Origin of the sequence: Advenella sp. FME57, from assembly GCF_014897675.1 — a bacterium.
Lineage (GTDB): Bacteria > Pseudomonadota > Gammaproteobacteria > Burkholderiales > Burkholderiaceae_B > Advenella.
This window is the reverse complement of record NZ_JABUXU010000008.1, coordinates 154,162-178,700: the sequence shown is the minus strand read 5'-3', so window position 1 is coordinate 178,700 and position 24,539 is coordinate 154,162. Positions and strand designations below refer to the sequence as shown.

20 protein-coding genes are annotated in these 24,539 nt (G+C 54.8%); 7 read left to right on the top strand and 13 right to left on the bottom strand.

From position 1 onward, the window contains the following. Positions 1-12: 12 nt before the first annotated feature. Entirely contained in the window at positions 13-1,554 is a 1,542-nt protein-coding gene (locus INT32_RS11395) for an FAD-dependent oxidoreductase (RefSeq protein ID WP_193088842.1), read from the bottom strand. A 44-nt stretch (positions 1,555-1,598) separates the two neighbouring features. Between INT32_RS11395 and INT32_RS11390 the strand changes: the two genes are divergently transcribed. Both INT32_RS11390 and bla read left to right on the top strand, forming a co-directional pair. Next, positions 1,599-2,087: a MarR family winged helix-turn-helix transcriptional regulator gene (locus tag INT32_RS11390; RefSeq protein ID WP_193088841.1), complete on the top strand. Its 489-nt coding sequence runs from the start codon at positions 1,599-1,601 to the stop codon at positions 2,085-2,087. A 302-nt stretch (positions 2,088-2,389) separates the two neighbouring features. Further along, complete coding sequence (bla, locus tag INT32_RS11385; protein ID WP_226816926.1) at positions 2,390-3,223, top strand: class A beta-lactamase; 834 nt, start codon at positions 2,390-2,392, stop codon at positions 3,221-3,223. A 100-nt stretch (positions 3,224-3,323) separates the two neighbouring features. Here bla and INT32_RS11380 read toward each other — a convergent pair whose 3' ends face one another. Further along, positions 3,324-4,298 carry an alpha/beta fold hydrolase gene (locus INT32_RS11380; RefSeq protein ID WP_193088839.1) on the bottom strand — a complete coding sequence of 325 codons (975 nt, stop codon included), beginning with the start codon at positions 4,296-4,298 and terminating at the stop codon, positions 3,324-3,326. Between the two features lie 84 nt (positions 4,299-4,382). Between INT32_RS11380 and INT32_RS11375 the strand changes: the two genes are divergently transcribed. Both INT32_RS11375 and INT32_RS11370 read left to right on the top strand, forming a co-directional pair. Beyond that, positions 4,383-4,820: an Rrf2 family transcriptional regulator gene (locus tag INT32_RS11375; protein ID WP_193088838.1), complete on the top strand. Its 438-nt coding sequence runs from the start codon at positions 4,383-4,385 to the stop codon at positions 4,818-4,820. A gap of 11 nt (positions 4,821-4,831) precedes the next feature. Then, on the top strand, positions 4,832-5,005 hold the full coding sequence (locus INT32_RS11370; protein WP_226816924.1) for a hypothetical protein: 174 nt from the start codon (positions 4,832-4,834) through the stop codon (positions 5,003-5,005). A gap of 227 nt (positions 5,006-5,232) precedes the next feature. Here INT32_RS11370 and INT32_RS11365 read toward each other — a convergent pair whose 3' ends face one another. From INT32_RS11365 to INT32_RS11320, 10 genes are all read right to left on the bottom strand, one after another. Continuing rightward, complete coding sequence (locus INT32_RS11365) at positions 5,233-6,018, bottom strand: HpcH/HpaI aldolase/citrate lyase family protein (protein WP_193088836.1); 786 nt, start codon at positions 6,016-6,018, stop codon at positions 5,233-5,235. A 24-nt stretch (positions 6,019-6,042) separates the two neighbouring features. Then, positions 6,043-7,029 carry a tripartite tricarboxylate transporter substrate binding protein gene (locus tag INT32_RS11360; protein ID WP_193088835.1) on the bottom strand — a complete coding sequence of 329 codons (987 nt, stop codon included), beginning with the start codon at positions 7,027-7,029 and terminating at the stop codon, positions 6,043-6,045. Between the two features lie 67 nt (positions 7,030-7,096). Continuing rightward, positions 7,097-8,113, bottom strand: a complete 1,017-nt coding sequence (locus INT32_RS11355; RefSeq protein ID WP_193088834.1) for a LacI family DNA-binding transcriptional regulator — start codon at positions 8,111-8,113, stop codon at positions 7,097-7,099. Further along, positions 8,110-8,877, bottom strand: a complete 768-nt coding sequence (locus tag INT32_RS11350; RefSeq protein WP_193088833.1) for an SDR family NAD(P)-dependent oxidoreductase — start codon at positions 8,875-8,877, stop codon at positions 8,110-8,112. Before INT32_RS11350 ends, INT32_RS11355 begins: the two co-directional genes overlap by 4 nt. Continuing rightward, positions 8,874-10,193, bottom strand: a complete 1,320-nt coding sequence (gene hisD, locus INT32_RS11345) for a histidinol dehydrogenase (RefSeq protein ID WP_193088832.1) — start codon at positions 10,191-10,193, stop codon at positions 8,874-8,876. Before hisD ends, INT32_RS11350 begins: the two co-directional genes overlap by 4 nt. 113 nt (positions 10,194-10,306) lie before the next feature. Further along, positions 10,307-10,633, bottom strand: coding sequence for a DUF2149 domain-containing protein (locus INT32_RS11340; protein ID WP_193088831.1), 327 nt, complete (start codon positions 10,631-10,633; stop codon positions 10,307-10,309). Then, positions 10,633-11,142 carry a MotA/TolQ/ExbB proton channel family protein gene (locus INT32_RS11335; RefSeq protein WP_193088830.1) on the bottom strand — a complete coding sequence of 170 codons (510 nt, stop codon included), beginning with the start codon at positions 11,140-11,142 and terminating at the stop codon, positions 10,633-10,635. Before INT32_RS11335 ends, INT32_RS11340 begins: the two co-directional genes overlap by 1 nt. Before the next feature lie 52 nt (positions 11,143-11,194). Beyond that, positions 11,195-15,124 (bottom strand): cobaltochelatase subunit CobN, encoded by a 3,930-nt coding sequence (gene cobN / locus INT32_RS11330; protein ID WP_193088829.1) that lies wholly within the window; start codon positions 15,122-15,124, stop codon positions 11,195-11,197. After that, positions 15,124-17,124, bottom strand: coding sequence for a TonB-dependent receptor domain-containing protein (locus INT32_RS11325; RefSeq protein ID WP_226816923.1), 2,001 nt, complete (start codon positions 17,122-17,124; stop codon positions 15,124-15,126). Before INT32_RS11325 ends, cobN begins: the two co-directional genes overlap by 1 nt. Before the next feature lie 188 nt (positions 17,125-17,312). Beyond that, entirely contained in the window at positions 17,313-18,221 is a 909-nt protein-coding gene (locus INT32_RS11320) for a LysR family transcriptional regulator (RefSeq protein WP_226816921.1), read from the bottom strand. Between the two features lie 161 nt (positions 18,222-18,382). Between INT32_RS11320 and INT32_RS11315 the strand changes: the two genes are divergently transcribed. Then, the gene (locus tag INT32_RS11315; protein WP_193088828.1) at positions 18,383-19,396 is read left to right on the top strand and encodes a tripartite tricarboxylate transporter substrate binding protein; all 1,014 of its coding nucleotides are present in this window, start codon (positions 18,383-18,385) and stop codon (positions 19,394-19,396) included. Positions 19,397-19,409: 13 nt separating this feature from the next. Beyond that, positions 19,410-21,128 (top strand): amidohydrolase family protein, encoded by a 1,719-nt coding sequence (locus tag INT32_RS11310; protein WP_193088827.1) that lies wholly within the window; start codon positions 19,410-19,412, stop codon positions 21,126-21,128. Positions 21,129-21,365: 237 nt separating this feature from the next. Here INT32_RS11310 and INT32_RS11305 read toward each other — a convergent pair whose 3' ends face one another. After that, positions 21,366-22,994: an amidohydrolase family protein gene (locus tag INT32_RS11305; RefSeq protein ID WP_193088826.1), complete on the bottom strand. Its 1,629-nt coding sequence runs from the start codon at positions 22,992-22,994 to the stop codon at positions 21,366-21,368. 533 nt (positions 22,995-23,527) lie between these two features. Between INT32_RS11305 and INT32_RS11300 the strand changes: the two genes are divergently transcribed. Next, a complete protein-coding gene (locus tag INT32_RS11300; RefSeq protein WP_193088825.1) occupies positions 23,528-24,514 on the top strand; it encodes a tripartite tricarboxylate transporter substrate binding protein in 987 nt (328 codons plus the stop codon). Positions 24,515-24,539: the final 25 nt, after the last annotated feature.

Here is a 24,539-nt window from a genome sequence, read left to right as displayed (position 1 = left end):
CACTCATGGCTCCTATTGCAATTGTAATAGAGATTGCCGTCTATGGCGTGGCTGCTGCAAGTTGCCCACTCCCATTCGTTCCAGGTACACGTCGAGCTCAGCGATTCTGTCTGTAGCAACAATCGCCCCCACATATCCGTCCGGACGGATAAGCGCACACTCGCCTGGCCCCAGGTCATAAGCATCGCGAATGTGTCCCCAGGCGTCGATCACGTCGCCCTTCGGGCCGATCGTGTGAACATGCATTCCCGCTCTTGATCCTGGCATCTGCTGTCGTTCTGCCTGGACCAATAACGTCCAATGCCCGCCTTTAAACAGCTGGAACAGTCGCGATGGCTGGCCTGCTGCGCCGCGAATCGGAGCGTCGGGCGCACGCCCCCCTGCCCGGATGCCCCTTTTGCGCTGCGGCAGTTCGATTGCCAGCGGCGACTCCAGGTAACCGATATCCAATTGACGTGTCTCGCGTCCGCGGCGCATTCCACCTGGCTTCTGATCCTTGAGTAGCCGCGTCGAAAGGCCTAGCACGGTTTCTGCCACCGGACGGCGCTCTGCCTCGTAGCTATCAAGAAGGTCGTCGGGCGCATCCCGCAGCGCGGCCGCCAGCTTCCAGCCCAGGTTGTAGGCATCCTGCACACTTGTGTTAAGCCCTTGTCCGCCGGTGGGCGGATGTACATGGGCAGCATCGCCGACCAGAAATACCCGGTCCACACGATAGCGCTCTGCCAGCCGTGCACTCATCTGATAATCCGACGCCCAGGACACGGCATGCACGATGATATCCGCGCGCCCCGTTCGTCTGGCGACCAATGTGCTCAGCCCCTGAGCCGACAGGTCTGCCTGCTCATCAGGCAAGATCGGCGCCTGGATCTGGAAAAGATCGGTGCCGGCCAGCGGGCATATGGCGACCATCCGCTGCATATCGCCGTCGTTAAAGAGGTGCCAGGCATCTCGATCCAGGCCAGTAAGCGTCACGTCGGCCACAATCGCACGCACGTCCAGCGTCTTGCCCGGAAAGCCTATGCCAAGTGTTTTTCTCACGAAGCTGCGTCCGCCGTCGGCGCCCACGAGGTAGCGAGCGCGAACAGTCTGCGGGCCCGTTGGTCCTGAAAGATTTGCCGTGACGCCATCGGCATCTTGTTCGAAGCCGAGCAGCTCGCAACCGAACTGCACCTGGTAGCCAAGCTCATTTAAGCGCTCACGCATGATTTGCTCGGTCAGAAACTGCGGGAGCATAAGCGGTTGCTGATAGGGCTCGGCCGGCGACGCTTCATCTGGTACTGACAGCGCTGATTCAACATAGCTGCCATCGTCGCGACGAAGGCGCTGCCGGGGATAGTAGCCGCCACGGGCCACAACTTTGTCCAGAATACCAAGATCCTCGAACACCTCTTGGGTTCTGGGCTGTATGCCTTTGCCGCGTGACCCGGCAAACGGCGTCGCCCCCTTTTCGATCAGCCGGAACGATACACCGCGACGTGCAAGGTCGATGGCCAATGTCAGGCCTGCTGTTCCTGCCCCGCAAATTAATACATCTGTAGTCAATTGACTTGTCATGGTCGCTCCAATATGTGTAATATGCACTCAATAGGAGTTATATTATGTCATTTAGAAAAAATGTGCAAGATACACATATATCAGAGCAAATGAAATCCGTTCATGGATCATTGATCAGCATCCTCAGTGTGCTGAACCGCCCACGGAACGACGAAAAGATGATCGAACAAGCCGGAATCCGGCTGGATCGGGCGTTGTTCTCGGTACTCGTGATGGTCGAACGACTGGGGCCGATCGGCGTGGTGGATCTGGCCGACCGGTCGGGACGCGACTACACCACCATCAGCCGCCAGGTTGCCAGGCTCGAAAGTCTCGGACTCGTCAAGCGCCGGGCAAATTCCCTGGATCGGCGGGTGCGCGAGGCGGTCATCTCTGCAGAAGGTAAGGCAATGACAGACCGCATCGACGCTGCACGGGAACGCATGGCCGATGAGGTCTTCAAAGACTGGAGCAAAGACGAACTTGATGCGTTCGTCAAATCAATGCGAAAGTTTGCCGACGCCCTGGAAGAAGCGACGCTGGGCGGTTCTTGAGATCAGACTCGGTCACCTGGCTGGGTTATTCAAAGAACGGCCAGTGGGAAAGGGTCGCTGCCGCTGCCTAATCTGAATACGCCATTGGGTAGTCTGACGAGTAAACATGGAGTGGACTTCAATGGAACCGAGAGACAAAAAATGAGAGACACGCACGATATGCATAAGTTTAGTTCCATACAATCGTGTAGTACCCTATCAGTCATCAAAAGATCACTCGAGCATCAAAATTTATTCTGCCACTTTCTCCCCCTCACAATTGAAATACATTTATGAATAGAAGACGTTTACTGGCTGGCGCGATGTACGGAACCGCCGCTTATTTGTTGCAACCCGCTTTTTCTTTTGCACAAAACGAGGAAAAGACGGCAGCGCTGTTAACTGTGCTGGAACGCGATTACGGTGGCAGACTGGGCGTAGCAATTCATGACACAGCGAATGGAACTCGGGTTGCTCATCGCAGCGACGAGCGCTTCCTGATCTGTAGCACGTTCAAGCTGCTGTTGACGGCAGCAGTATTGAAGCGAGTGGATAACGGTAAAGAATTGCTGGAGCAACGAATCACATTTGACAAATCCGCGATTGTTCAGTGGGCTCCCGTAGCCGGTCTCAATGTCGGACAGCCAGGCATGAGCGTACTGGAACTGTGCGAAGCCACAATGATCATGAGCGACAACACCGCAGCCAACCTACTACTTGACACACTCGGCGGTCCTGCCGCCCTAACCGCTTACGCTCGCAACCTTGGCGACACCAAAACACGACTGGACCATATTGAGCCACTTAATGGTATCCAGCAAGGCGACGAGGATACCACCACGCCGGAATCAATGCTCGAGAATATGAAAAAAATTTTACTGGGCGGAGCATTGTCCTCAGAGTCTCGCGCACGACTGGTACGCATGTTTGAGATGAACCAGACCGGCTCCCAGGCATTAAAAGCCGGACTGCCAGCAAACTGGCGTATCGGCGACAAAACAGGAGCGGCCAGCGATACGAGCAATGACATCGCCATTATCACGCCGCCCCAACGCGAGCCGCTATTAGTAGCCGCCTATTACACAAACGACAAAGTAAACAGCACAGTACACAAGGCGGTGTTGGCAAAAGTGGGGGAAATTGTCGCAAAGATGTAAAACCCCGCATCAATATATGAAAACATACTCAGTCGTCGAATTGCGCCAACAATCATTGGCCATCATTCCTTGCGGAGACATCAAGTATCCGCCTGGCTCATTAAAGCTGGCCAAGAAACTTAATCAAAGCAGCGTTAACGCAATCCGGCCTCTCTTGCTGTAACCAATGCCCGGCTCCCGGAATCAACCGAGATTCATGCAGGTTTGGCACAAGCTGGGGCATGGCGTCAATGATTTGCTGCATGCCGGGGATTGCCAGACCGGTGTCGCGTTCGCCGACAAGATAAAGGGCGGGAACCTGAACGAGCAAACCCTCAAATGCAGCTTGCACTTCCCAATTGCGGTCAAGGTTGCGATAGTAGTTCAACCCCCCGCGAAAACCAGAAATACTGAATGCTTGTACAAATTTTTCCAGATCGCCGGAAGCAAGCCATGCGGGCATCACGGGCGGATCACTCAAAGAATCAAGAATTCCTCCATTTCGCGGTATAAGCCCAAAGGGATTGGGCGTATCGTGGTCACGGACACCAATGTCACCGGAGGCGGAAAAATAGATTTTGCGCAATGTTGCGCCAACGTTACGCTCAAGTTCGCTTTCGGCTAACCCAGGCTCAGAGAAATAATGCGTGTAGAACCACACCTGGTCCGTCTGCGGAAAGAGTCGACTCGGTGCCATTGGCGCCCTACCCATCATCGGCACCCCGAGGGCAGCGACAGCGCGAAAACGGTCTGGTCGAAGCAACGCCGCTTGCCAGGCAATGGTTGCACCCCAATCGTTCCCCACCACCACGGCATCGCGCTCTCCCAAGGCATCGATCAACGCGACAAGGTCACTCACGATATCCAAGGACGTGTATTGTCCGATCGCTGATGGACATTCACTAGCTCCATAGCCCCGCAAATCTGGAGCGATTGCGTGGTAGCCCGCGTCAGCTAATGCCGCCAGTTGGTGCCTCCAAGCATGCGATGTCTCTGGAAAACCGTGACAGAGAATAACCAAGGGACCTTCACCCTGTTCTGCGACGTGCAGACGGATTCCGTTAGCGGCAATAAATGTTTGACGATATGTGTTCATGGTTGCTCTGGCAAAGGGTTAAATTTACACAAAAACGTCCAAATAGCGTAACATAAAAAGTTACGAATATTCAGGCTTCGACTCATGCAACGCGATACCAGACTCGCTCGACTTCTGCACATTCTGATCCATATGCATCTTCGCGGGGGCTCAACCACCTCAGATACGATTGCACAAATGCTTCAAACGAACCCTGTCGTAGTTCGACGCACCATGGCTGTGCTTCGTGAGTCTGGCCATGTAAAGTCGACCGGTGGTCCGGGCGGTGGCTGGACGCTCGCATGTGATCTCAATGAACTTACGATGAGAGATGTCTACGATGCCATTGGATATACCGCGCCATTTGTGTTCGGCCCGGTGCATGACAAACCCTCTTGCCCCGTAGAGGCGGCGGTGAATCGACACATTAAAGAGACATCGATTTCCGCAGAAAATATGTTGCTACAATTGTTCGGCGAAAAACGACTTTCAGACATTGCGAACGACGCGGCACCACCAGAGTGGCGTAATCGGAAGAAGTAAATCTCACCGGCATGGCAGCCGCTTTGGCGACAATCATAAGCATCGACACTGCACGAGAACGCATGGCCAATGCGATCTTCAAGGACTGGAGCAAAGACGAGCTTGATGCGTTCGTCAAATCCATGCGAAAGTTTGCCGACGCGCTAGACGCAGAACCGCCGATCGGCGGGGTAAAGCCCGGCTAAAGGGGTATTCAATGCAATTGAACACCTGCGGTGCTGTCACACGCGATGCTTATAGCGGAGCGACGGTGCCCTGTTGCTCAGTCAGCGCATATTGACACCACCGAACCAACACTACGTACGCCTGCCGACACACGTCCGGGTGTCAGAAACTCGCCGTGCCCGTCTAATGAGTCCCGGTATAGTTAGGATAATACGACTGGCTCGTGTGCAGAACGGGAACGTGCGACTCAATAGCGTAGTGCCGCTTCGTCTCCCTTGCTGGCCGCCTGTTTGAACGCACGGGTTATCAAGGCAGTACTTACATTGGCGAAATACCTGGCACCCAGTGCTGCATACTTCTCTTCATCTTCAGGTGTCAGCGCAATGATGCCCGGACACTTGCCGGCGCTCGTTATGGCTGCCAGCCCTTGCCGGATTGCCTGCTGCACTGGCGGCGCGTTCCAGTCGCTGCCATGCCCCATGGCATGCGCCAGATCATTCGGGCCGATAAACACGGCATCGACGCCTTCTACACTTGCGATATCGTACGCCTGCGCGATCGCCTGGGGCGTTTCTAACATCACGATCAGACTGATGCCCTCGTTACTGCGCTGCGTGTGACCAGCACCGCTAAACGCCCCGTATCCTGCTGCTCGTGTACTGAATGCACTGCCTCGTATGCCCTTGGGCGGATAAAACACGCGCGCGGCCAATTCCCGCGCCTGCTCGACCGACTCCACCATGGGAATTTGCACCGCACTGGCCCCCATGTCCAATACACGTGGCAAGTCGTGAGCGAAACACCGCACAACCGGGATAATGCCGCTGGCGCGTGCGGCCCGCAGCATATTCTCGGTCACGCCCAGATCGGCGCTGCCGTGTTCATTGTCGATGATAATAAAATCAAATCCTGCGTAACCGCACATCTCGACGATTGCAGGGCTGGGCAGCCCGTTAAATAAACCGCGCACACGCTGCTGTCCGCGCAGCAACGCCGGCAATCGGCCGTCCAGCGAATAATGAGACTCTGTCATACCTGTTTCCCTTTCTCTGTCTTATCAGTTGGCCTTTATGCCTGCCTCTTGGACGACCTTGTGCCACTTTTGAACTTCAGCAGTCTGAAAAGCCCCAAATTCCTTGCTGCCGCGACCATCGGGCTCTACACCCAACTGCCGCAGCTTTGCGCCAAATTCAGGCATCTTAACTGCGATCGCGACTTCACGTGCCAGTTTGTCAACGATCGCTTGCGGCGTGCCTGCAGGGGCAAAAACACCCTGCCACGACTGCATTTCAAAGCCGGGCACGCCAAGCTCGGCTAGTGGTTTTACGCCGGGCAGATCCGCCAGTGCCGTGGCCGAAGTCACACCCAATACTTTGACGCGCTTGGAATCTATCATCGGCCGGGCCGCCGCCACTGTTTCGAAAATCAGATCGATCTGGCCACCTATCAGATCCACCATTGCCTGCGATCCGCCCTTGTAAGAAATCTGTTGCAATGAGGTCTTGGTGATGGACTGGAATAACTGACCAGAAAGGTGTTGCGACGTACCCGGTCCGGCCGTCCCGTAGTTTAATGCGCCAGGTTTGTTGCGCGCAGCATCGATCACATCCTGCACACTATTGTAGGGGCTATCTGCACGCACAACCAACGCGTTGCTGACCATTCCGACAAGGGCGACGGGTGTAAAGTCCTTGACGGGGTCGTAACTTAAGGATTTCACAAAAAACGGATTGACTGCGTGCGTGGTAATTGTGCCCCCCATGATCGTGTAGCCGTCTGGTGCAGACCGCGCTACGGTTTGCGTGCCCAGGATGCCGGATACACCGGGCTTGTTCTCAATGATCATGCTCTGTCCGAGTTGTTTGGACAATTGCTCAGCCAGCAATCGCGCCACCCCATCAGATACGCCACCCGGTGAAAAAGGCACGATGTATCTCACGGGTTTTTCAGGCCATTTGGTGGCGCTTTGCGCGTGCGCGATTGGGCCGATAGCCAGCAGCGCGGCTGCGCATAATACACCTGAGAACAGGTTTCGTTTTTTCATATTACAATCTCCATTTTCCTGGTCACGGGCTAAATTACCCGCGACTTAAAATTTAATTAGTTGTCCGCTATGTCGCGGGCCTGACTGTTTTTCTTTCCACCAACATACACGGAACCACGATCTCACGCGCTCGCACTTCACCACGCATCTGCTCGAGCAAAAGCTCAACCGTAGCGTCTACCATGGGTTCTACCCTCTGATAGACGGTGGTCAGTTGGTACGCCCCCCAGGACGCCTGGGGAACATCGTCAAAACCGATCACACCCACGTCTTCGGGTACGCGCAAGCAAAATTCCTGGCGCAACACGTCCATGGCTGCGATAGCCATGTGATCGTTGGCGACAAACACCGCATCAGGACGATCGGCATGGGCAAACAGACGTCGCATGGCCTCTTGAGCCCCGTGAAAACTGTAGTGGCCCGTATCGCGATAAGACACGCCTGTCCCCAAGTTGGCCAGCGCCTGCTTAAAGCCACGCTCACGTTCCAGGCTGGTTGATGAATCCTCCAGTCCTGCCAGAAACGCGATTCGTTTGTAGCCCCTTGCCACTAACAGTTCAGCAGCCAGCCGACCGCCAGCCGCATTGTCCGACGTCACTGAACTGGTCGCGTAGCGTGTCAGTCCGCCCAAATCCGAGATGCGGTTGAACTGCACGACGGGCACCCCCAAGTCCGAGCAACTTTTGGCCAATGTCGGTGACAACATAGTTGACGCCATGACGATGCCCTCGACCTGGTATTGTAGGATATCGGCCAAAACCCCGTCGGCGCCCTCGTCAATATCTGCAATGAACATCAGTACGTGATAACCCTGCTTTTGCAGCTTCTGGGACAGCTTTTCAATGACCAATGGATAAAACTGGTTCTCCAGATAGCTCATCACCAGTGCCACGATGCGGCTTTGCCGCGTGATCAGACTGCGGGCCAGGGCATTTGGCCGGTAGCCCAGGCGCTGCGCGGCTGCCAGCACCTTGTTACGCGTGCTTTCGGATACGCTGGCCCCTGGTGTGAACGTGCGGCTGACCGCCGATTGCGATACTTGCGCCAGATCAGCCACATCTTGCGCGCGTGGTGCGGTCTTCATGCTGCGGTCCATCCTCCATCCAGCATCAGGGCGCTGCCTGTCATCAGGCTGGACGCACTGCTGGCCAGAAATACCACTGCCCCCATAACCTCATCGACCCGACCCAGACGGCCCAGCGCAATTCGCTCGCAAACCCACTGCTTAAAGCCAGGCTCGTCAAACATCGCTGCGGTCATAGGCGTTTCAATAAAGGTGGGGCAGATCGAATTTACCCGGATACCATTTGCCCCCAATTCCCATGCCAGCGCTTTGGTCATGCCTTCCATGGCATGCTTGCTCGCACAATACAACACCCGTCGCGCACTTCCTACATGGCCCATCTGCGATGAAATGTTGATAATGGAGCCGGAGCGCTTGGCCGCCAGCAGTTTACGTGCCACTGCCCGGCTGGTATAGAACGCCGCCTTTACGTTCAGGTCAAATACGTCATCAATGTCGTTATCGCTCTGTTCGACCAGAGACACAGGTCGGTTCATCCCCGCGTTGTTAACAAGAATGTCGTATGGCGATGCATCCGCAACGGCAGCGTCAACATCTGCCGATCGTGTCACGTCCAATACCACGAAATCACACGAGACTTGGCTGTCACGCAAGGCTGTACACGCGCTTTCAAGTTCGGCTGCCCGGCGCGCCGCCAGTGTTACATGGGCGCCAGCGCGGCCTAACGCGGTGGCCGCAGCCAGCCCGATGCCGCTGCTGCCACCTGTTATCAGTGCGCGTTTGCCGTCCAGCCGAAAACTCGGGCTTTTGGGCAGTTCGATCATGCCTGATCCTTTACCGGTTCATACCAAGGCAAATCGGGACGATTGCCATAACGCCGTACCCGAATATTCGCCTGTTCGCCGTGACCTGCGAAGTTTTCCATATGGCATAATCGGGAACAGTATTCACCCATGGTGACGCTGGCCGCATCAGTGAGCACGCGTTGATACGTGCAGGTCTTCAAAAACTTACCGACCCACAACCCGCCCGTATAGCGTGCATTGCGGTTGGTCGGCAACGTATGGTTGGTGCCGATGACCTTGTCGCCAAAACTCACATTTGTACGCGGGCCCAAAAACAGCGCCCCGTAATTTGTCATGTTGTTCAAGAAATAATCGACATCGTGCGTCATGACCTGCACATGTTCAAAAGCCAGCTCATCGGCAACGCGAAGCATTTCTTCATCGGTATCGCAGACAATGACTTCACCACAATCCTCCCAGCTTTTCTTGGCAATGGCTGCGGTGGGCAATATCGTCAGTTGGCGCTCGATCTCGGCCATCGTGTCGCGGGCCAGCTTTTCGCTAGTTGTCAACAATACAGCGGGCGATGTGGGGCCATGTTCAGCCTGACCCAGCAGATCGACGGCGCACAGCTGGCCGTCCACACTGTCATCGGCAATGACCAGCGTCTCGGTAGGCCCCGCAAAAAGGTCAATGCCTACGCGACCGTACAACTGGCGCTTTGCCTCGGCAACGAACATGTTGCCAGGACCGACTAGCATATCCACAGGAGCAACACTGGGTGTACCAACGGCCATGGCAACAACGGCCTGCACGCCGCCGAGCACCAGAATTTCGTCGGCGCCTGCCATGTCCATCGCAGTAACAATGGCAGGATGCGGCTTGCCCTGATACGGCGGCGCCGTAGAAACGATACGCTTGACGCCTGCCACCTTTGCGGTGAGCACACTCATGTGGGCCGATGCCAGCAACGGGTACTTGCCGCCGGGAATATAACAGCCCACCGCATTCATCGGGATGTGCTTATGACCTAAAACGACGCCCGGATAAGTCTCCACTTCCACATCTTTCATGGAATCTCGCTGGATCTGCGCGAAATTGCGAACCTGTTTCTGGGCGAACGCAATATCTTCGATTTCGCGTGCAGACAGTTGCTTGCGTGCTGCAGTGATCTGGTCACGAGACAAGCGAAAGTCGCTCGGATCCCAGTTGTCGAACTTACGGCTGTATTCACGGACAGCTTCATCACCGTCCTGCTCAATACGGCGAATAATTTCTTCGACTGTGGCGCGCACTTTGGCGTCATCGTCGGTTTTGACTTCGGCCGAGCGGCCTCGTTTCAGATAGTGGATCATAGTGGTGTAGTCTCAGGCGTTAGCTGTGAATAAAATTGAAGTTGTGCTATGTTCAATTTCTTGCATAGGTATGCAAATAGGGGTATACCCTAACTGATTTGGCCGTTCAGATGCTACTGAATGAGTTCTTTAGCCCCACTTTCCGGCACGTATATCATCCGGCCGTCATCTAAACGATAGGTCACGCCCGCGCGTGCCCCCTGTCCTTCACCAACCTTGCCACTGGATTCGTAACGTGTCAGTTCCGTGCCCTCTTTGACCGTAATGCGCATGTCAGCTTGACCCGGGTTCTCTACCACCACCACGTTCTCCCGGGCTAATGGACCCAGCGGATTCTGTGCGATCACAATCATCAGCAGCCCAATGATGACAAGAAACAGGTCAATAAGATTGACGACCGACAGCATGGGGTCGGTGTCGTCGTCTTCAAGGAAACGCATTACGCCGACTCCTCTTGCAATAACAGGGTACGTTCAGCCCGATGCAAATCCTGCAGCAGCCAACGGCGGCGTATGGTGAGGATGAAAAAACAAAGGCTGGCAGCCAGCAGCGCGAGAATAACAGCCGAGAACGCGGCCACCATATTTTTGCCGACTTCCGTCGCATCGCCATTGCCCAGCGCCAGCAATGCAGGCCCCATCGGAATCATGGTGGCAATAAGGCCCAGCATCGGTGCCGTGCGCGACACAATTCGCAGCCATTCCAGCTGTTTCAGGATATAGAGTTCCAGATCACCAGAAGATATTGCCTGGCGCTGTAGATAGTGTCTGGCCTGTTTCAGCAGCCTATCGGCGCTTGCCTGCCGGCGCCTTTGCCAGCCTTCAACCAAAAACGCCCCCAGCATCCCCACCGCATACAGCAGAGACAAGACAATGAGAAACAGTACCGGCATAAGAAAAACGCGGGAGACTGCGTAAAGCACGTGTTCGATATCGGCAAAAAAATCCATAAGGTTGTCTCGGGTTATAGGGCTTGATCGGAAAAACGGGAATGAGCTCGGGTCAAATCTGTGTGATGTGTGTGTGACGGCCGGCCCACCACTGTCGGACGCCGCCCGTCACCGCTACAAATAGCAGCAGGAGTAAAACCAGTGGCGTTTCCGGAGAAGGTTCGGCTTGAACCTCCACACGCTCCAGAATCTGCCCATGCACAGCTTGTAGTTCCTGCTCAGTCGATCCCTGACTATCCGGCGATTGGTCTTGGGTAAGCCCTGCATCCATGTCGGGCGCTGCGCCTGAAGTCAAACCAAAGCCCTGAGCAACATCAGCAATGTAGCGGCGCGTCGCCTCGGCGCCGGTGTGTACGTCGAACTGCTCAGCCAGTTGCTGCCAGCGCCGGACCAGGTCACGCCGCGTTTGCTCGGATGCATTCCAGTAACCCTTGCGCATGGCTTCGGCCATCCGTTCGAGTATCTGCGCCTGCGCCGTAGGATTGTGCTGCTCGAACCAGTCGCGTGTACCCAGTTCTCGCGTGTCGTTCACATAGGTGTCGAACATGGCCTGCCATTGATCGTCACGCACTGACGCCGGATCCATGGCCTGCCAGCCAAACAAGTTATTAGTAACATTGAGCACCTGCAGCGTGCCGGCGTAACCTTCCTGCTGCATGGATTCAATCCATTGCGGATTTAAATAACGTGCGCGCAGCTCATTGCCTAGAAAACGCGCCAATCCGGTTGTGTTTACCCGGCCGTCACGCAAATCGGAAATCAGCAATTGCGGAGCCTGACCGTCAATGTGTCGTACCGCCGCCGATAAACCTCCCAGGAACTCAAATGGATGGTCTGTTGAGAGCACACCATGAAGATTCGAAGACCGAGACATAATCGCCGCCTGCGTACCGCGCAGTTGTTCGGCCAGCAGATTCGTTTTCGATAAGCTGGCACCCCATTGCCCCCTGCCATATACGTGCCTGCTGCTCGCAAGAAAACGCTGGGCCAGTTCACCATCATCTTTCCATTCGGTAGATCGTAGGGCCAGATCGGACACCCCCGTACCGTACTGTCCGGGAGCGTTACCAAAAATACGATATCGGGCTGCAGCGGCGGCCTGATCCGATGGCATGCCCTGCTGGCGCAACAGAGCGGCAATCCGTTGGTTGTTGGCCACAATCGGATTATCAGGTTCTTCCAGTGTGGCCAAGCGGGCCAGAGCGTCGTCAAGCAGTCGCATGAAACTGTCGAATTGGTCACGATACACGCCAGTAACCTGAATCACGACGTCCGTTCGTGGGCGACCCAGTTCCCTGGCAGGGATAATATCCAGCGCTGTGACCCGTCCTGCCGTATCCCAGACCGGACGCAGGCCAAGCGCATGCAGAATCTGAGCCTCAGTGATCCCTAGGTGGCGGATCGCCTCGGATGACCATAGGCTAAACGCAAGCTTGCGCGGCCACTGCCCATCATGTTCGGATCGGAATGCCTGAACAAGCTGTTCGTAAGCCATCGCAGCTGAATCATAGGCTGCTCTCGCGGGAATTTTATCGGCCTCAAAGGCGTATAAATTGCGGCCGCTCATTACATCGGGGTTGCGAACGGGGTCGCCACCGGCGCCCGGTTCAATAAAACCGCCCGCCAGTCCAGCAATTAACGCATCATTTTCCTGCGTGTCGCGTAAACGCCGATCGTTCGCCCTGGCACGATCGGCAAAATCAGCAATACGGTCAGGCAGAACACTGCTACTGGTTGGCTTTAGTAGTTGATGTAAGGCGAGATAGGCTGGATTATTTTTCAGCTGCTCGTGATCTTCGACAAACAGCTCTTCCCTATCAATACCCAGGGCCGCATAGAATGGTTCTCCAAGCTGCTGCACAATGGTGCTGGCCCGGTGCTCGTCGCTTGCGGGCTGCCCAAAGGTATGCAATCCCAGCGGCGTTGCCGTACGTGCCAGTTCATGCAACTGGTTATGTACGGCCTGAAGAAAACCGGGAAAATCACGTTCGGCTTGCAGATTATTCCAACCGAGATCCCGATGCAGATTCGCCGCAAATGCCGCCTCCCGGATACGCAACGCCACTCGTTCACGGACCATTCCCTCGTCAAGCTGCTGATATTCATGAATCAGGTGGTGCAGATCGCGCAGTTGATCGTATAGCCCGGCAGGCGCAAAGGGCGGCGTCTGGTGACTGATAATCACAGCCCGCCCGCGCCGCTTGGCCTGGATCGCTTCGCCAACGTTATCCTGAATATAGGGATAGAACACTGGCATGCTGCCCACTGCCATCCAGGGATAATCGCTGGCAGCCAACCCGCGATCCTTGCCAGGCAGCCATTCCTGGGAACCATGTGTGCCCAGGTGAATGAGTGCATGGGCAGCGTATTGTTGCTGCAAATATAGATAAGCAGCCATATAGAGGTGATCGGGTACGCTGGCGGTGTCATGGTAGTGCTTAGCCGCGTCGGCATGGCGCGGCATCTGCGGCATGACCAGCAGATGTCCGATCTTCCACCTTGGAATGACGAAGTGACGTTGACCGTTGATTTCTCGTATCGTGCGATGGTCGCTAGGCAAGCCGTGATGGCGCAGTTGTTTCTGCCGCTCATCCGGCAAACCAGAGAGCCAGTTTTCATAGGCAGACAGCGGATACAGTGCAGCCAGATCTTCTGCCATTAGTTCGTCCAGCGATACGCTACCGTACAGGGCGCCCAGCATGCGTTGACCTTTGTAGATGACCTCTTTTTCGCTCACGGGCTCGCCCATGTCATAACCTTGCCCCGCCAATGCGGCCTGAATAGAAACAATACTGCGAGGCAGATTTAGATTGGATGCACCCAGGTTTTTTTCACCCTTCGGGTAATTCCAGAACAGCAAAGCGAGCCGCTTGTCTGCAGCAGGAGTATGTCGCAAGGTGACCAGGCTTCGCAGTTTACCAATCAATGCCTGCGCTTGTTGCGGCAGCAGCTTGTCTACCCCTGCTGTCGCGGCAGACAGCACCTGCGGGTCACTGACGCCCCATCCTTCCGGCCCGGCAAGGAAAACAGCGGCAGTACGCGCATTGACACCGCTAGGTGCGCCAGGCCAGTCCAGTGCCTCACCTTCGCGAAAACGCAGCGTCTGGATTACCGGAACATTCAACGCTTTGAAATCGCGCGTGCGCTGGGCGCCGCCTCGCATATGAGTCAAGTTGACCAACACATCCACCGCAGCGTTCTGCAGCGCCGCTTGCAATCCTTTCGGGTCATCTGCATCGGCCCAGAAAACGATAGGCAACAAGCCGGCAGTCTCACTGCGACGAATCAATTCATCCACTTCGCCGGTCACGAAGTCTGTCACCGTGTGCCTGGATATAAAAAATGCCACCCGGCCAATGGAATTCGGCCCCGAGGGAGAAAACGCAGATGCATGCCAATTCAGATAGGAATGTACATTGTCGAAGACCCGCGAAGCTTGCGGATGATAAAAGCCTGTAGCAGGAAGCTTTTCAGGCGGTGCCAGCAAGTCACGGGATGGCGCAAGGCCTTCATGAATTGACCTGACCAGTGCGAAAAAACGTCCGTAATTGGGTTGCCCACCCGCGGCATAGAGCCCGGCCAATGCGCTGCCTACGGGAGACTCCAGGCCTGTCCAGGCTGGCCGGCCGCCACCAACGGTCAGGCGAGGAGCGCCGCCACGCTTTTGTTGCTGCTCTGCCTGGGCCAGCCGCTGCTCGACCATTGATCTGTCACCTGGCCTGGGGGTGTCCAGCACGGTGAATACTCCACTGGCGACGGCTGCGCTTAGCGCCTGTGGCGACGCCGTGTCGACATTGAAATGCTTCAGCTGCAGACCGTGCCTTCCAGCAATAGTCTGCAAGTGCCGAAACTTTTCTACCGAGACAAAACTATTGTGCAGCACTTGCACCACAGGACCGGCAGACACGCAGACAGGCGCCACGCCAACCAAGCCAATGATCAGGCAAGAGCAAATGCCCCAAATCAATCGAGACAATCGCATCAGAACTGCACCCGCATTCCGACAAAGTAGCGCCGCCCCTCGTCTGCCCGACTGTACAGGCCAATATAATCATTGGCCAGGCGCTTATCGGTCAGGTTTTCCACTCCAACCTGTACAGTGACGTTGCGGCTCAAGGCGTAATCCATATACCAATGCAACAGTGCATAGCCGGGACGTTTGCCTTCCTTGTCTGAGCGAAACTGCGCGCCGATATACTCGAGTTGCATACGTGTAGACAAGGACGCCAGCGGTTTCCAGGCCAAAGTGGCATTGGCGCGATGCCGGGAACGATCGGGCATCGGTTCCCCTGTGATCTGATCGCGAGCATCCAGGTAGGTATAATTGGCATCCAGTCTCCAGCGCGCGGAAAGATCCGCACCTCCCGTTAATTCCACACCTTGCAGGCGAACCCTGGCAACATTTTCGTATGCCAGACAAACGCGACCGGGGGCAAAACAGGTCGGCTGTCTGACGGTATCAATCAGGTTGCGTACGTTATTGTGAAAAAAGGTTGCGCCGGCCGACCATGTGTCAGCCTCATAGGCCGCACCCAGCTCATAGGAAAGATTGGTTTCCGGTTGCAAATCGGGATTACCCCGGATAACGCCCCGCCCGCCCATCGCTGCCCATGATTCGAACTCGGCAGACAACTGCTTGAGCGTTGGCGCCTTGAATCCGCGTCCGACTCCGGCCTTCAGGGTCAGGCCTTCTACAGGATGAAAAAGCAAATACGCACGAGGGCTGATCTCCCACCCGAACTGCTCGTGTCGGTCAAAACGACTACCCAGCACCAGTTCCCAGCGGTCGGCAAGCGTCATCTCGTCCTGCACGAAAAGCGCATAATGATTTTGCGCTTTTTTTCCGATGCGATTCACATTTGGATCTTCCAGGCTTTCCCGCCTGAACTGCCCGCCTATGGTCAATCGATGAATGGAATTGAGCGGAAAACTTGCTTGAGTATCAAAGACAGTATCGACGAAACGATTGGGACCACTTGCCTGACCGCCGTCGCTGCGCCATATCTGCCGGTCAAGTGTGCTGCGATACAACTTGGCCCGGGTGCTCCCCCAGTCCCACTCCCCTGTGTGAGAGAAGGCATAACGGCGACGTTGTATTTCATTCTCTGATTGATACGGGATATCGCGGCTCCCGCCATATACACCCGCCTGATCCTCGTTGGTCGCGTCCACCGACACGTCGATGCGCTGACGTGCGTCTGGCGTCCAGCTCAGGCCAAGATGCCCGGTCACGGCGCGCTGGCGGTCCAGAGCGCTCAATGTCGTGTTGGAAGCATCGCGCAACATATTGCGCCGCCTGAATTCACCCCAGGCACTCAGGCCCAGGCGGCCCGGTACCAGCGGCCCGGCAATGTAAAATCCGTTTTTATATTGATTACCGCCCAGGCCATGATCAGTGGCCAATGCATAGCTGCTCAAAGAGCCGATCCAATGGTCGGTAGCTGAACGGGTAATGACGTTCACAACGCCGCCAAGGGCTTCCGAACCGTACAGCGAAGACATTGTCCCGCGCACGACTTCAAGCCGATCGATGGCCTCGGCCGGCACCCAGCCCAGTTCCATATCCGAGTGCGCGATGGCAGAGGATGATGAGCTGATCCGCTGTCCGTCTACCAGCATCAGGGTATGCTCCCCGCTCATACCCCGAATCGAAATGCCCCTGCGGCCCTGACCCACGTCTTCCAGGCTAATTCCAACAGCGCCTCTGAGCGCATCTGCCAGATCATTCACAGGGCGCCGGCGTAATTGGTCGCCCCCGACAACCGTCATACTGGCAGGCACATTGCCGGTAACTCTTTCATTGGCGGTCGCAGTGACGACAATAGTTGGCAAAGTCTTCACATAACCATTACCCGACGCTGAAACAACCGATTGTGTTTCTTTTTGTCGTCCATCTTCCATAAGCTGGGCCTGAGCTTGGGCTCCTGGGCTCCCGACTACCAGCGCAATCAAGCTGGCCGCTAGCTTCCTTCCATCACTCATATCAAATCCGGTTTTCATATCACTATCGAGTCAAAGCCAAAACACCGGCTTCATATCGACGTCGAAGTGAAAAATCGTTATGTTATAACATAACATCAAAAAGAGCCAGAACGATTTTGCCTTACAGTCAGCGCGAATTGAGAATAATGGGGACAACCAGGGCCACAACGACGATTACTGCAGCCTTGCTACAACGCCGCCATATGCTCTTCGATCAGCGCTATCACACACGTTGCGGCCGGTGACAAACTGCGTCGCGTCGAATGAATAATGCCGCTGGTAAGCGCCGATTTTGTGGTATAGGAAAGAGGCAACTGTACCAAATGACCTGATCTAAGTTCCTGCCTAATTGCTTCCTGCATGCAAAACAAGACAACATCGCTATTGAGGGCGACGCTGCGCAACGCTTCCACACTATTGCACTGCAGGGCCATAGGCAGTTCATCGGGATTGGCGATGCGGTAGGTTGCCGCCAACTGTGCCCGAGCGCGCGGTGGTAGATGGGTGGCCGCAATACGATAATCAGCTAAAGCGTTTCTAAGTGCTGACCGCTTCAACGCCAGCAAGGGATGATTGGCACGAACAAACAGCCCCCCATGTTGCGCCGGCAAAGGCCGAACCGTGAAACCGTCAGATGGGGGCAGGCTATGCGTAATCGCCACCACGAAATCCAGTCTGTCGGTATCCAGCATTTGATGCAACCGCTTCCAGCTGTCAATCTCGACCTGCACATTGAACCCGGGGTAATCGCGGGCCAGTTGGGTAAGCAGCGGCGACAGAAAGCACGCCGCGGGGAACACGCCAACGCCAAATGACACCTCGCCGGAATCGAGCCCCTTGATCATGTTATTTTCATGTTCCAGCGCCGCGGCCTCTGCAAGAATTCGGTGCGCACGAAGCAGAACCGACTCTCCTGATTTGGTCAACAGAATTCCCGCTTGTGACCGGTCCAAAAGCTTGAACCCCACTTCGTTTTCCAGCATTTGAATGCTGCGACTTAACGCTGACTGTGTAATGTGCAATCGTGCAGCAGCCCGAGAATAGCTGCTCTCGGATGCCAGGACAGAAAAATGATTAAGAGCCCGTAAACTAAGCATTATGAGTTTTTCTCATGGAGATCGGCGTAAATATGCATTTGATTTTAAACGCATGCAAGACTAAAGTGCAAAGAAGTTGCAGTTGGAGGTGGAAGCTACTCTTACTAATAAATCGCCGCCTCAATTTATTTATATATCGATAATGAAAAAAGGAGACATAAATGAAAAAGGAGAAGCAGATTTCCTCGCTGCTCAAGCTTTCGGCAGCATTTTTGTCGAGCGCAGTTCTTTCCTGTGTATCTTTGCCAGTTCACTCGGCAGATACCGACAACTGGCCAGTAGCGGAAAAACCTATCACAATTGTCGTACCCTTTCCCGCAGGCTCGGGCTCTGACGCCCTGGCCCGCATGTTGGGACAAAAAGTCACTGAACAAACCGGCAGTCCAGTGGTCATTGACAACAAAGCCGGCGCAGGAACGCTTATCGGTGCCCAGCAAGTGGCCAACGCCCGATCCGACGGCTATACCCTGCTATACACCATTGTTGTCACGCATACCCAAAACCCGCATTTGTTCGAAAAACTGCCGTATGACCCGTTCAAGGATTTCACGCCCGTTATCCAGGTCGTTCGCTCTGCGACAGTGCTGGAAGCCAATAAAGATGCGCCTTTCGACACCACGCAGGAAATGCTCGACTACGCCAGGAAAAACCCGGGCAAGCTCAATTTCGGATCATACAGTATCGGGTCAACGTCACATCTGAACGGTGAAATTCTAAAAAAAGCAGCAGGAATAGACATCGTGCACGTACCCTATAAAGGAACGGCAGATGCAAGCCGCGCTTTGCTCGCAGGCGAAGTAGATGTCTATTTTGACGGCACATCCACCGCAGTCCAGAACTGGAAGGCAGGAAAAGTGAAGCTGCTTGGACCGGCGACCGATAAGCGTTTGGCGGTGCTACCGGACCTGCCCACACTCGGGGAGCAAGGTTTGCCAGGCCTGGATATTGTTGGCTGGCAAGGGCTATTCGCTCCGGGAAATCTGAAACCGGAACTCGCTGAAAAAATCGCAACCGTGTTTCGCAAGGCTCTTCAGTCGCCAGGGATCGTAAAAATGATCGAGTCCAACGGAAACGAAGTCAGTGGTGCCGGCCCGAAAGCGTATGCCGACATCGTGCGCAAGGATTATGAACGATGGGGCGAAGTAATTCGTAGCGCCGGTATCAAAATTGAATGATTGGAGAATACATATGGATGACATCTTGATCCGTGGCGGTACCCTGGTTGACGGAACCGGCGCTGCCACATACACAGGCGATTTAAGTATTCGCGATGGAAAAATCGTAAACGTCGGCGGAAAAGGATCGAATGCAGCGCGCGTCATTGAGGCACAAGGCTGTCTGGTGACGCCCGGATGGATTGATATTCACACCCATTATGATGGGCAGGCAACCTGGGATCCTTATCTGAGCCCTTCCACCTGGCATGGTGTGACTACCGCGATCATGGGCAACTGTGGCGTCGGCTTTGCGCCTGTGAAAGCCGAACGCCGTGACTGGCTGATCAAGGTCATGGAGGGAGTCGAAGATATCCCGGGATCGGTGTTATCCGAGGGCATTCGCTGGGACTGGGAAACATTTCCGGAATACCTGGATGCGCTCGACAGAAGTCCGAAGGCACTGGATATCGGTGCACAGGTGCCTCATTCTGCACTTCGGACTTATACGATGGGAGACCGGGCGATACACCATGATGAGGCATCGCCGGCAGATCTGATCGCCATGCGGGATATTTTGCGCGAAGCGCTCGAAGCCGGCGCCGTTGGTTTTTCCACCGCACGCACGTTCCTGCACAAATATGACGAACGCAAGTATCCACCTGGCACCTTTGCCACGGAAGACGAACTGATGGCCCTGGGTACTATGATGGGCGAGCTGGGCTATGGCGTTTTTCAGATGACGGGAAATCACCCCGCCATGGAGCAGGAAATGCCATGGCTGAAAGCGCTCGCACGTCATAACAATTTGCCCGTGCTTTTTAATTTGCAGCAGACTGACGGCGCTCCGGATGTATGGAAGCGAATCGCAGAGAGTCTGGATGAGGCCCGGGACGAAAAAATCCCGCTGATGGGCGGCATTAGCGGCAGGCCATTAGGTATCCTGTTTTCATGGCAGAGTACCTTGCACCCTTTCATCGCACATCCGACATTCCAGGCCATGCAACATCTGCCGCCCGATCAGTTGATCGCCGCACTGCGCAAACCGGAGATTCGACGCAAAATCATGAATGAACAGGCCGGTTTGCGTGACCGTCGTGCTGAGCGCCTGTTCAGTACATTCTCCAAGATTTACCCGCTGGGCGATAATCCGGACTATGAACCATTGCCAGAGGAAAGCGTCGCTGCCATCGCTGCTCGCAGCGGTCATCCTGCCCTTGAGATCATTTATGACATGATGCTCGAAAATGACGGCAAAGCCATTCTGTATTTCCCATCTTTCAACTACTCTTATGAAAATCTGGATCATCTGCACCAGTTGCTACTGCACGAAAATACCGTGAACAGCCTCTCGGATGGCGGCGCGCATTGCGGCTATATCTGCGACGTCAGCATGCCCACGTTTATGCTGAGCTATTGGGCGCGAGACCGCAAGCGAGGGCCGCAATTGCCGCTGGAATGGGTTGTCAAACGGCAAACCTCAGACACCGCCCGCGTTTATGGCTTGCATGATCGTGGCCTGCTGGTCGAAGGGCATAAAGCGGATATCAATATTATCGATCCCGACGCCATTCGTCTGTACGGACCGGAAATGGCCTACGACCTGCCCGCCGGCGGAAGACGTCTGGTGCAACGGGCAGATGGCTATGTGGCAACGCTTGTCAATGGACAAACGACATTCGAGAACGGCAGGCCAACGGGCGACCTGCCGGGACAGCTATTGCGCGGACGCCGGGGCGGGCATCGTCCGTGATGTGAGTTTGATGAAATCAGGTGCGGCGCTTTATAGCGCCGCGTTCGTCCGGATATTGACCACCGCAGTTGCAGTTAGTCCTTACCCTGCTTCGGTTGGCACTTACCTTTAGCGTCGAAACCCTGGATGTTCCTGAAGTCGACCAGCGAGAGTCGCTGCACTCTCGCTGGTCGATACTTTTGCAACTGCGCTGGTGACTTGCACAGGCGAAGGTTTCAATGCAATAGGCCTGTACGCCTACTTCCTGCCAAAATCCTCACCTTTGCGATTCAGCACCCGTCCATTGCGGTTGTCATTGTACTTACCATCATCAATCGCCAACTGTCCATTAACAAAAACATACTTCATGCCCTTGGCCAGTTGATGCGGTTTGTCGAATGTCGCGGTATCCTGGATTTCCTTAAGATCAAAAATAGCGATATCGGCATACATCTTCTCGAAGAGAAAACCTCGGTCCTTCATACGATGCACAGTGGCCGGAAGTCCCGTCATGGAGTGAATGGCTGTCGCCAGCGGAACCACCTTATCGTCTCGTGAATATTTGGCAATCATCCGTGGAAATGCCCCATAGGCGCGTGGGTGTGGCACTCCCTTACCCATGGCCACCAGACTGCCGTCCGACGATGTCATGCGCCAAGGCTTGTTCATAAATGACTCAATATCGCTGTCGAGCATATTGAAAGAAACAATATTGATTTTTCCATTTGCTTCATTCAGTAGTTCGATCGTGGCATCGATGGCATGTTTGCCGCGTTTGTCAGCGATGTCGCTTAATTTCCGCCCTTCCAAAGAAGTATCCGGACCGAAAGTGGTTAGCTGAATGTGGTCCGCACCACCGCGACGGGCCAGGTTGTTCTCGATTTCCGGCCGTATTTTTTCCAGAACCTTGGCGTCCTTGACGTTTTCCAGCATTTTCGACGTCCCGCCTGCCATTGCCCAGCGGGGAATGAGTGCGGCCGAAAGGCTTGTACTGGAAGCATCGTAGGGATACTGATCGACCCACATCTCCACGCCTTGCGCACGAGCCTGTTCGATCCGTTGCGTGATCGCCTCGGAGAAGCCCCAAACTCTGGGTCCCAATGCTTTGACATGGGTCACGATCCCGGGAATCTTGGCTTCCCGGGCGACCTTGATGACCTCGTCGACAGACGGAATCAGTCCGATCGAATAGTCGCTTTCATCCCGGATATGACTGGTATAGACACCGCCATACTCCCCAACCACCTTACCAAGTTCCACGACCTCGGAAATATCAGCAAACGATCCCGGCACATAAAAAAGTCCGCTGGACATCCCGAAAGCCCCGTCCTGCATCCCCTTGCGAACCAAATCGCGCATTTTATCCAGCTGTTCCGCACTTGCGTGCTTATCCACGTCACCCATTACCGCACGCCGAACCATCCCGTGCGGCACAAGTTGAATCACATTGATCCCCACGCCATGCCCGAGAAGCACTTCACGCTGACCTGCAATGTCAACGGGATCGACCTCTTGCGCGCTACCGCCGTCAGGATTGATCATGACGGTTGTCAGCCCCTGGACCAAAAGCGGTTCCGCGCCAGCCAAATCACTTTTTACCAGACCATCGCCGGCATGAGTATGAGGATCGATGAAACCCGGCGACACATAAAGGCCGGTAGCGTCGATCCGCCGGGCTGCACTCACATTCCGCAGATTGCCGACCGCCTGGATGCGATCGCCCGTGATGGCCACGTCTGCCTTAACCCACGGTGCGCCAGTACCATCGAACACAAATCCGTTTTCAATAACCACATCCACTTTTTCGGTACTTGCGCCTTGCGCGACCGCCGTCGATGATGCGAAACAGACCGCGAAGCCGGCGATAATTTTTCCAAAATTATTCAAGTTCATTCCTTTTAATTAATGGCCTAGACTGGTTTACAAGGTAAAACCCGGTATGCATTATGAACAGACGCCCTGTTGATCGCTATGGCCAGATGGGCCGGATACCAGGCGTTGACGCTTCTCTGCGCGACGTATACCGCAGATGCCCTGCTTCATATTGGCGTTCTCAATATGAAGTCCCCTCTAACAATCGATTTATTTCGATTGTGATAATTATTATAGGTTTTTTTCAATCCGGGATCTTTTTTTATTAATTGAATGCAACAGTGAGCAGATTGGAAGAATAATAATTCTTCGGTTTATGAACGAAGTGCAATCCGTGTATTTAAATAAAATTTCTCCATCAATGGCATCAACGCTCTGGTGGATTATGCTGCCTCCCGACAATGCGCAGGGGAAAAACAGTGTTTCGAATATCGAAATACTAAGGCGTTATATTGAGAAACGTAGGCCGATATAATGCGATCAATAAAGACAGCGGATGCAATGGTTTTTGCGACACGAAACACAACAACCTTTCAAAGGACACGGAGATGAAGGTAAACCTTAGACGACGGACGCGCTTGCTGTCGGTTGCCACGACAATCGGCTTGTGTATTGCCAGTACCTCATTCGCTAATTCGGCTGCTGACAAGTATCCGGAAAAGCCAATCAAGATCATCGTACCCTTTGCGGCGGGCGGGCCGGTAGACACGTTTGCACGCGCGATCGGCCAGAAAATGCAGGAGCATTGGGGGCAACCGGTACTGGTTGAGTTGCGACCCGGCGCATCCACCTTGATCGGAACGACCGCGCTGGCCCGATCGCCGGCAGACGGTTATACGCTCATCATTTCGGTCAGCAATCACACGACCAACCCGGCCATGCGCTCAACGATGCCCTATGACACGCTACAGGATTTTCAGCCCATCAGTCTGATGGCTCGCACGCCTATCGTGGCCTACGCCAATCCGGGATTTGAAGCCAATAATCTGACCGAACTGGTTGCGTTGGCCAAACGCCAGCCGAATGTCATCAGCTTCGGATCTGCCGGGACCGGGTCTATGACGCATTTGACCGCCGAACTGCTGAAACAGAATACAGGCATAGACATTCAACATGTTGTCTACAAAGGCGGTACCCCGGCTCTTATGGACACAATGGCAGGTCATATACCCATGACCTTCGCGACGGTAGGCCAGGCGTGGGAGCAATATACAAGCAAGAAGGTCAAGCCTCTGGGTATTTCTTCCGAGAAACGTTACCCTTCCATGCCCAATATTCCTACATTCAAGGAACAAGGGATAGATGTGGTTACGACAGAATGGCTTGGCCTGCTGGCGCCAGCGGGCACACCACCTGACATCGTTGCGAAACTGAATGCCGAAATTCGCCGGATTGTGGCCCTTCCCGGGTTGGGCGATCGACTTTCAGCCATGGAACTGGTCAGTTCCACGCCTCAAGAGCTGGACGCTTTCATACGAAGTGAGATGGACAGGTGGACTCCATTGATCCGTCAGCTTGGAATCAAGGTTGATTAATTACTATTCCAAAACCAGCTATCAC

Bases quoted from the DNA above. Each gene is read 5' to 3' on its own strand.
- INT32_RS11395 (WP_193088842.1), bottom strand. From the start codon at position 1,554: ATGACAAGTCAATTGACTACAGATGTATTAATTTGCGGGGCAGGAACA.
- INT32_RS11390 (WP_193088841.1), top strand. From the start codon at position 1,599: ATGTCATTTAGAAAAAATGTGCAAGATACACATATATCAGAGCAAATG.
- bla (WP_226816926.1), top strand. From the start codon at position 2,390: ATGTACGGAACCGCCGCTTATTTGTTGCAACCCGCTTTTTCTTTTGCA.
- INT32_RS11380 (WP_193088839.1), bottom strand. From the start codon at position 4,298: ATGAACACATATCGTCAAACATTTATTGCCGCTAACGGAATCCGTCTG.
- INT32_RS11375 (WP_193088838.1), top strand. From the start codon at position 4,383: ATGCAACGCGATACCAGACTCGCTCGACTTCTGCACATTCTGATCCAT.
- INT32_RS11370 (WP_226816924.1), top strand. From the start codon at position 4,832: ATGGCAGCCGCTTTGGCGACAATCATAAGCATCGACACTGCACGAGAA.
- INT32_RS11365 (WP_193088836.1), bottom strand. From the start codon at position 6,018: ATGACAGAGTCTCATTATTCGCTGGACGGCCGATTGCCGGCGTTGCTG.
- INT32_RS11360 (WP_193088835.1), bottom strand. From the start codon at position 7,029: ATGAAAAAACGAAACCTGTTCTCAGGTGTATTATGCGCAGCCGCGCTG.
- INT32_RS11355 (WP_193088834.1), bottom strand. From the start codon at position 8,113: ATGAAGACCGCACCACGCGCGCAAGATGTGGCTGATCTGGCGCAAGTA.
- INT32_RS11350 (WP_193088833.1), bottom strand. From the start codon at position 8,877: ATGATCGAACTGCCCAAAAGCCCGAGTTTTCGGCTGGACGGCAAACGC.
- hisD (WP_193088832.1), bottom strand. From the start codon at position 10,193: ATGATCCACTATCTGAAACGAGGCCGCTCGGCCGAAGTCAAAACCGAC.
- INT32_RS11340 (WP_193088831.1), bottom strand. From the start codon at position 10,633: ATGCGTTTCCTTGAAGACGACGACACCGACCCCATGCTGTCGGTCGTC.
- INT32_RS11335 (WP_193088830.1), bottom strand. From the start codon at position 11,142: ATGGATTTTTTTGCCGATATCGAACACGTGCTTTACGCAGTCTCCCGC.
- cobN (WP_193088829.1), bottom strand. From the start codon at position 15,124: ATGCGATTGTCTCGATTGATTTGGGGCATTTGCTCTTGCCTGATCATT.
- INT32_RS11325 (WP_226816923.1), bottom strand. From the start codon at position 17,124: ATGAGTGATGGAAGGAAGCTAGCGGCCAGCTTGATTGCGCTGGTAGTC.
- INT32_RS11320 (WP_226816921.1), bottom strand. From the start codon at position 18,221: ATGCTTAGTTTACGGGCTCTTAATCATTTTTCTGTCCTGGCATCCGAG.
- INT32_RS11315 (WP_193088828.1), top strand. From the start codon at position 18,383: ATGAAAAAGGAGAAGCAGATTTCCTCGCTGCTCAAGCTTTCGGCAGCA.
- INT32_RS11310 (WP_193088827.1), top strand. From the start codon at position 19,410: ATGGATGACATCTTGATCCGTGGCGGTACCCTGGTTGACGGAACCGGC.
- INT32_RS11300 (WP_193088825.1), top strand. From the start codon at position 23,528: ATGAAGGTAAACCTTAGACGACGGACGCGCTTGCTGTCGGTTGCCACG.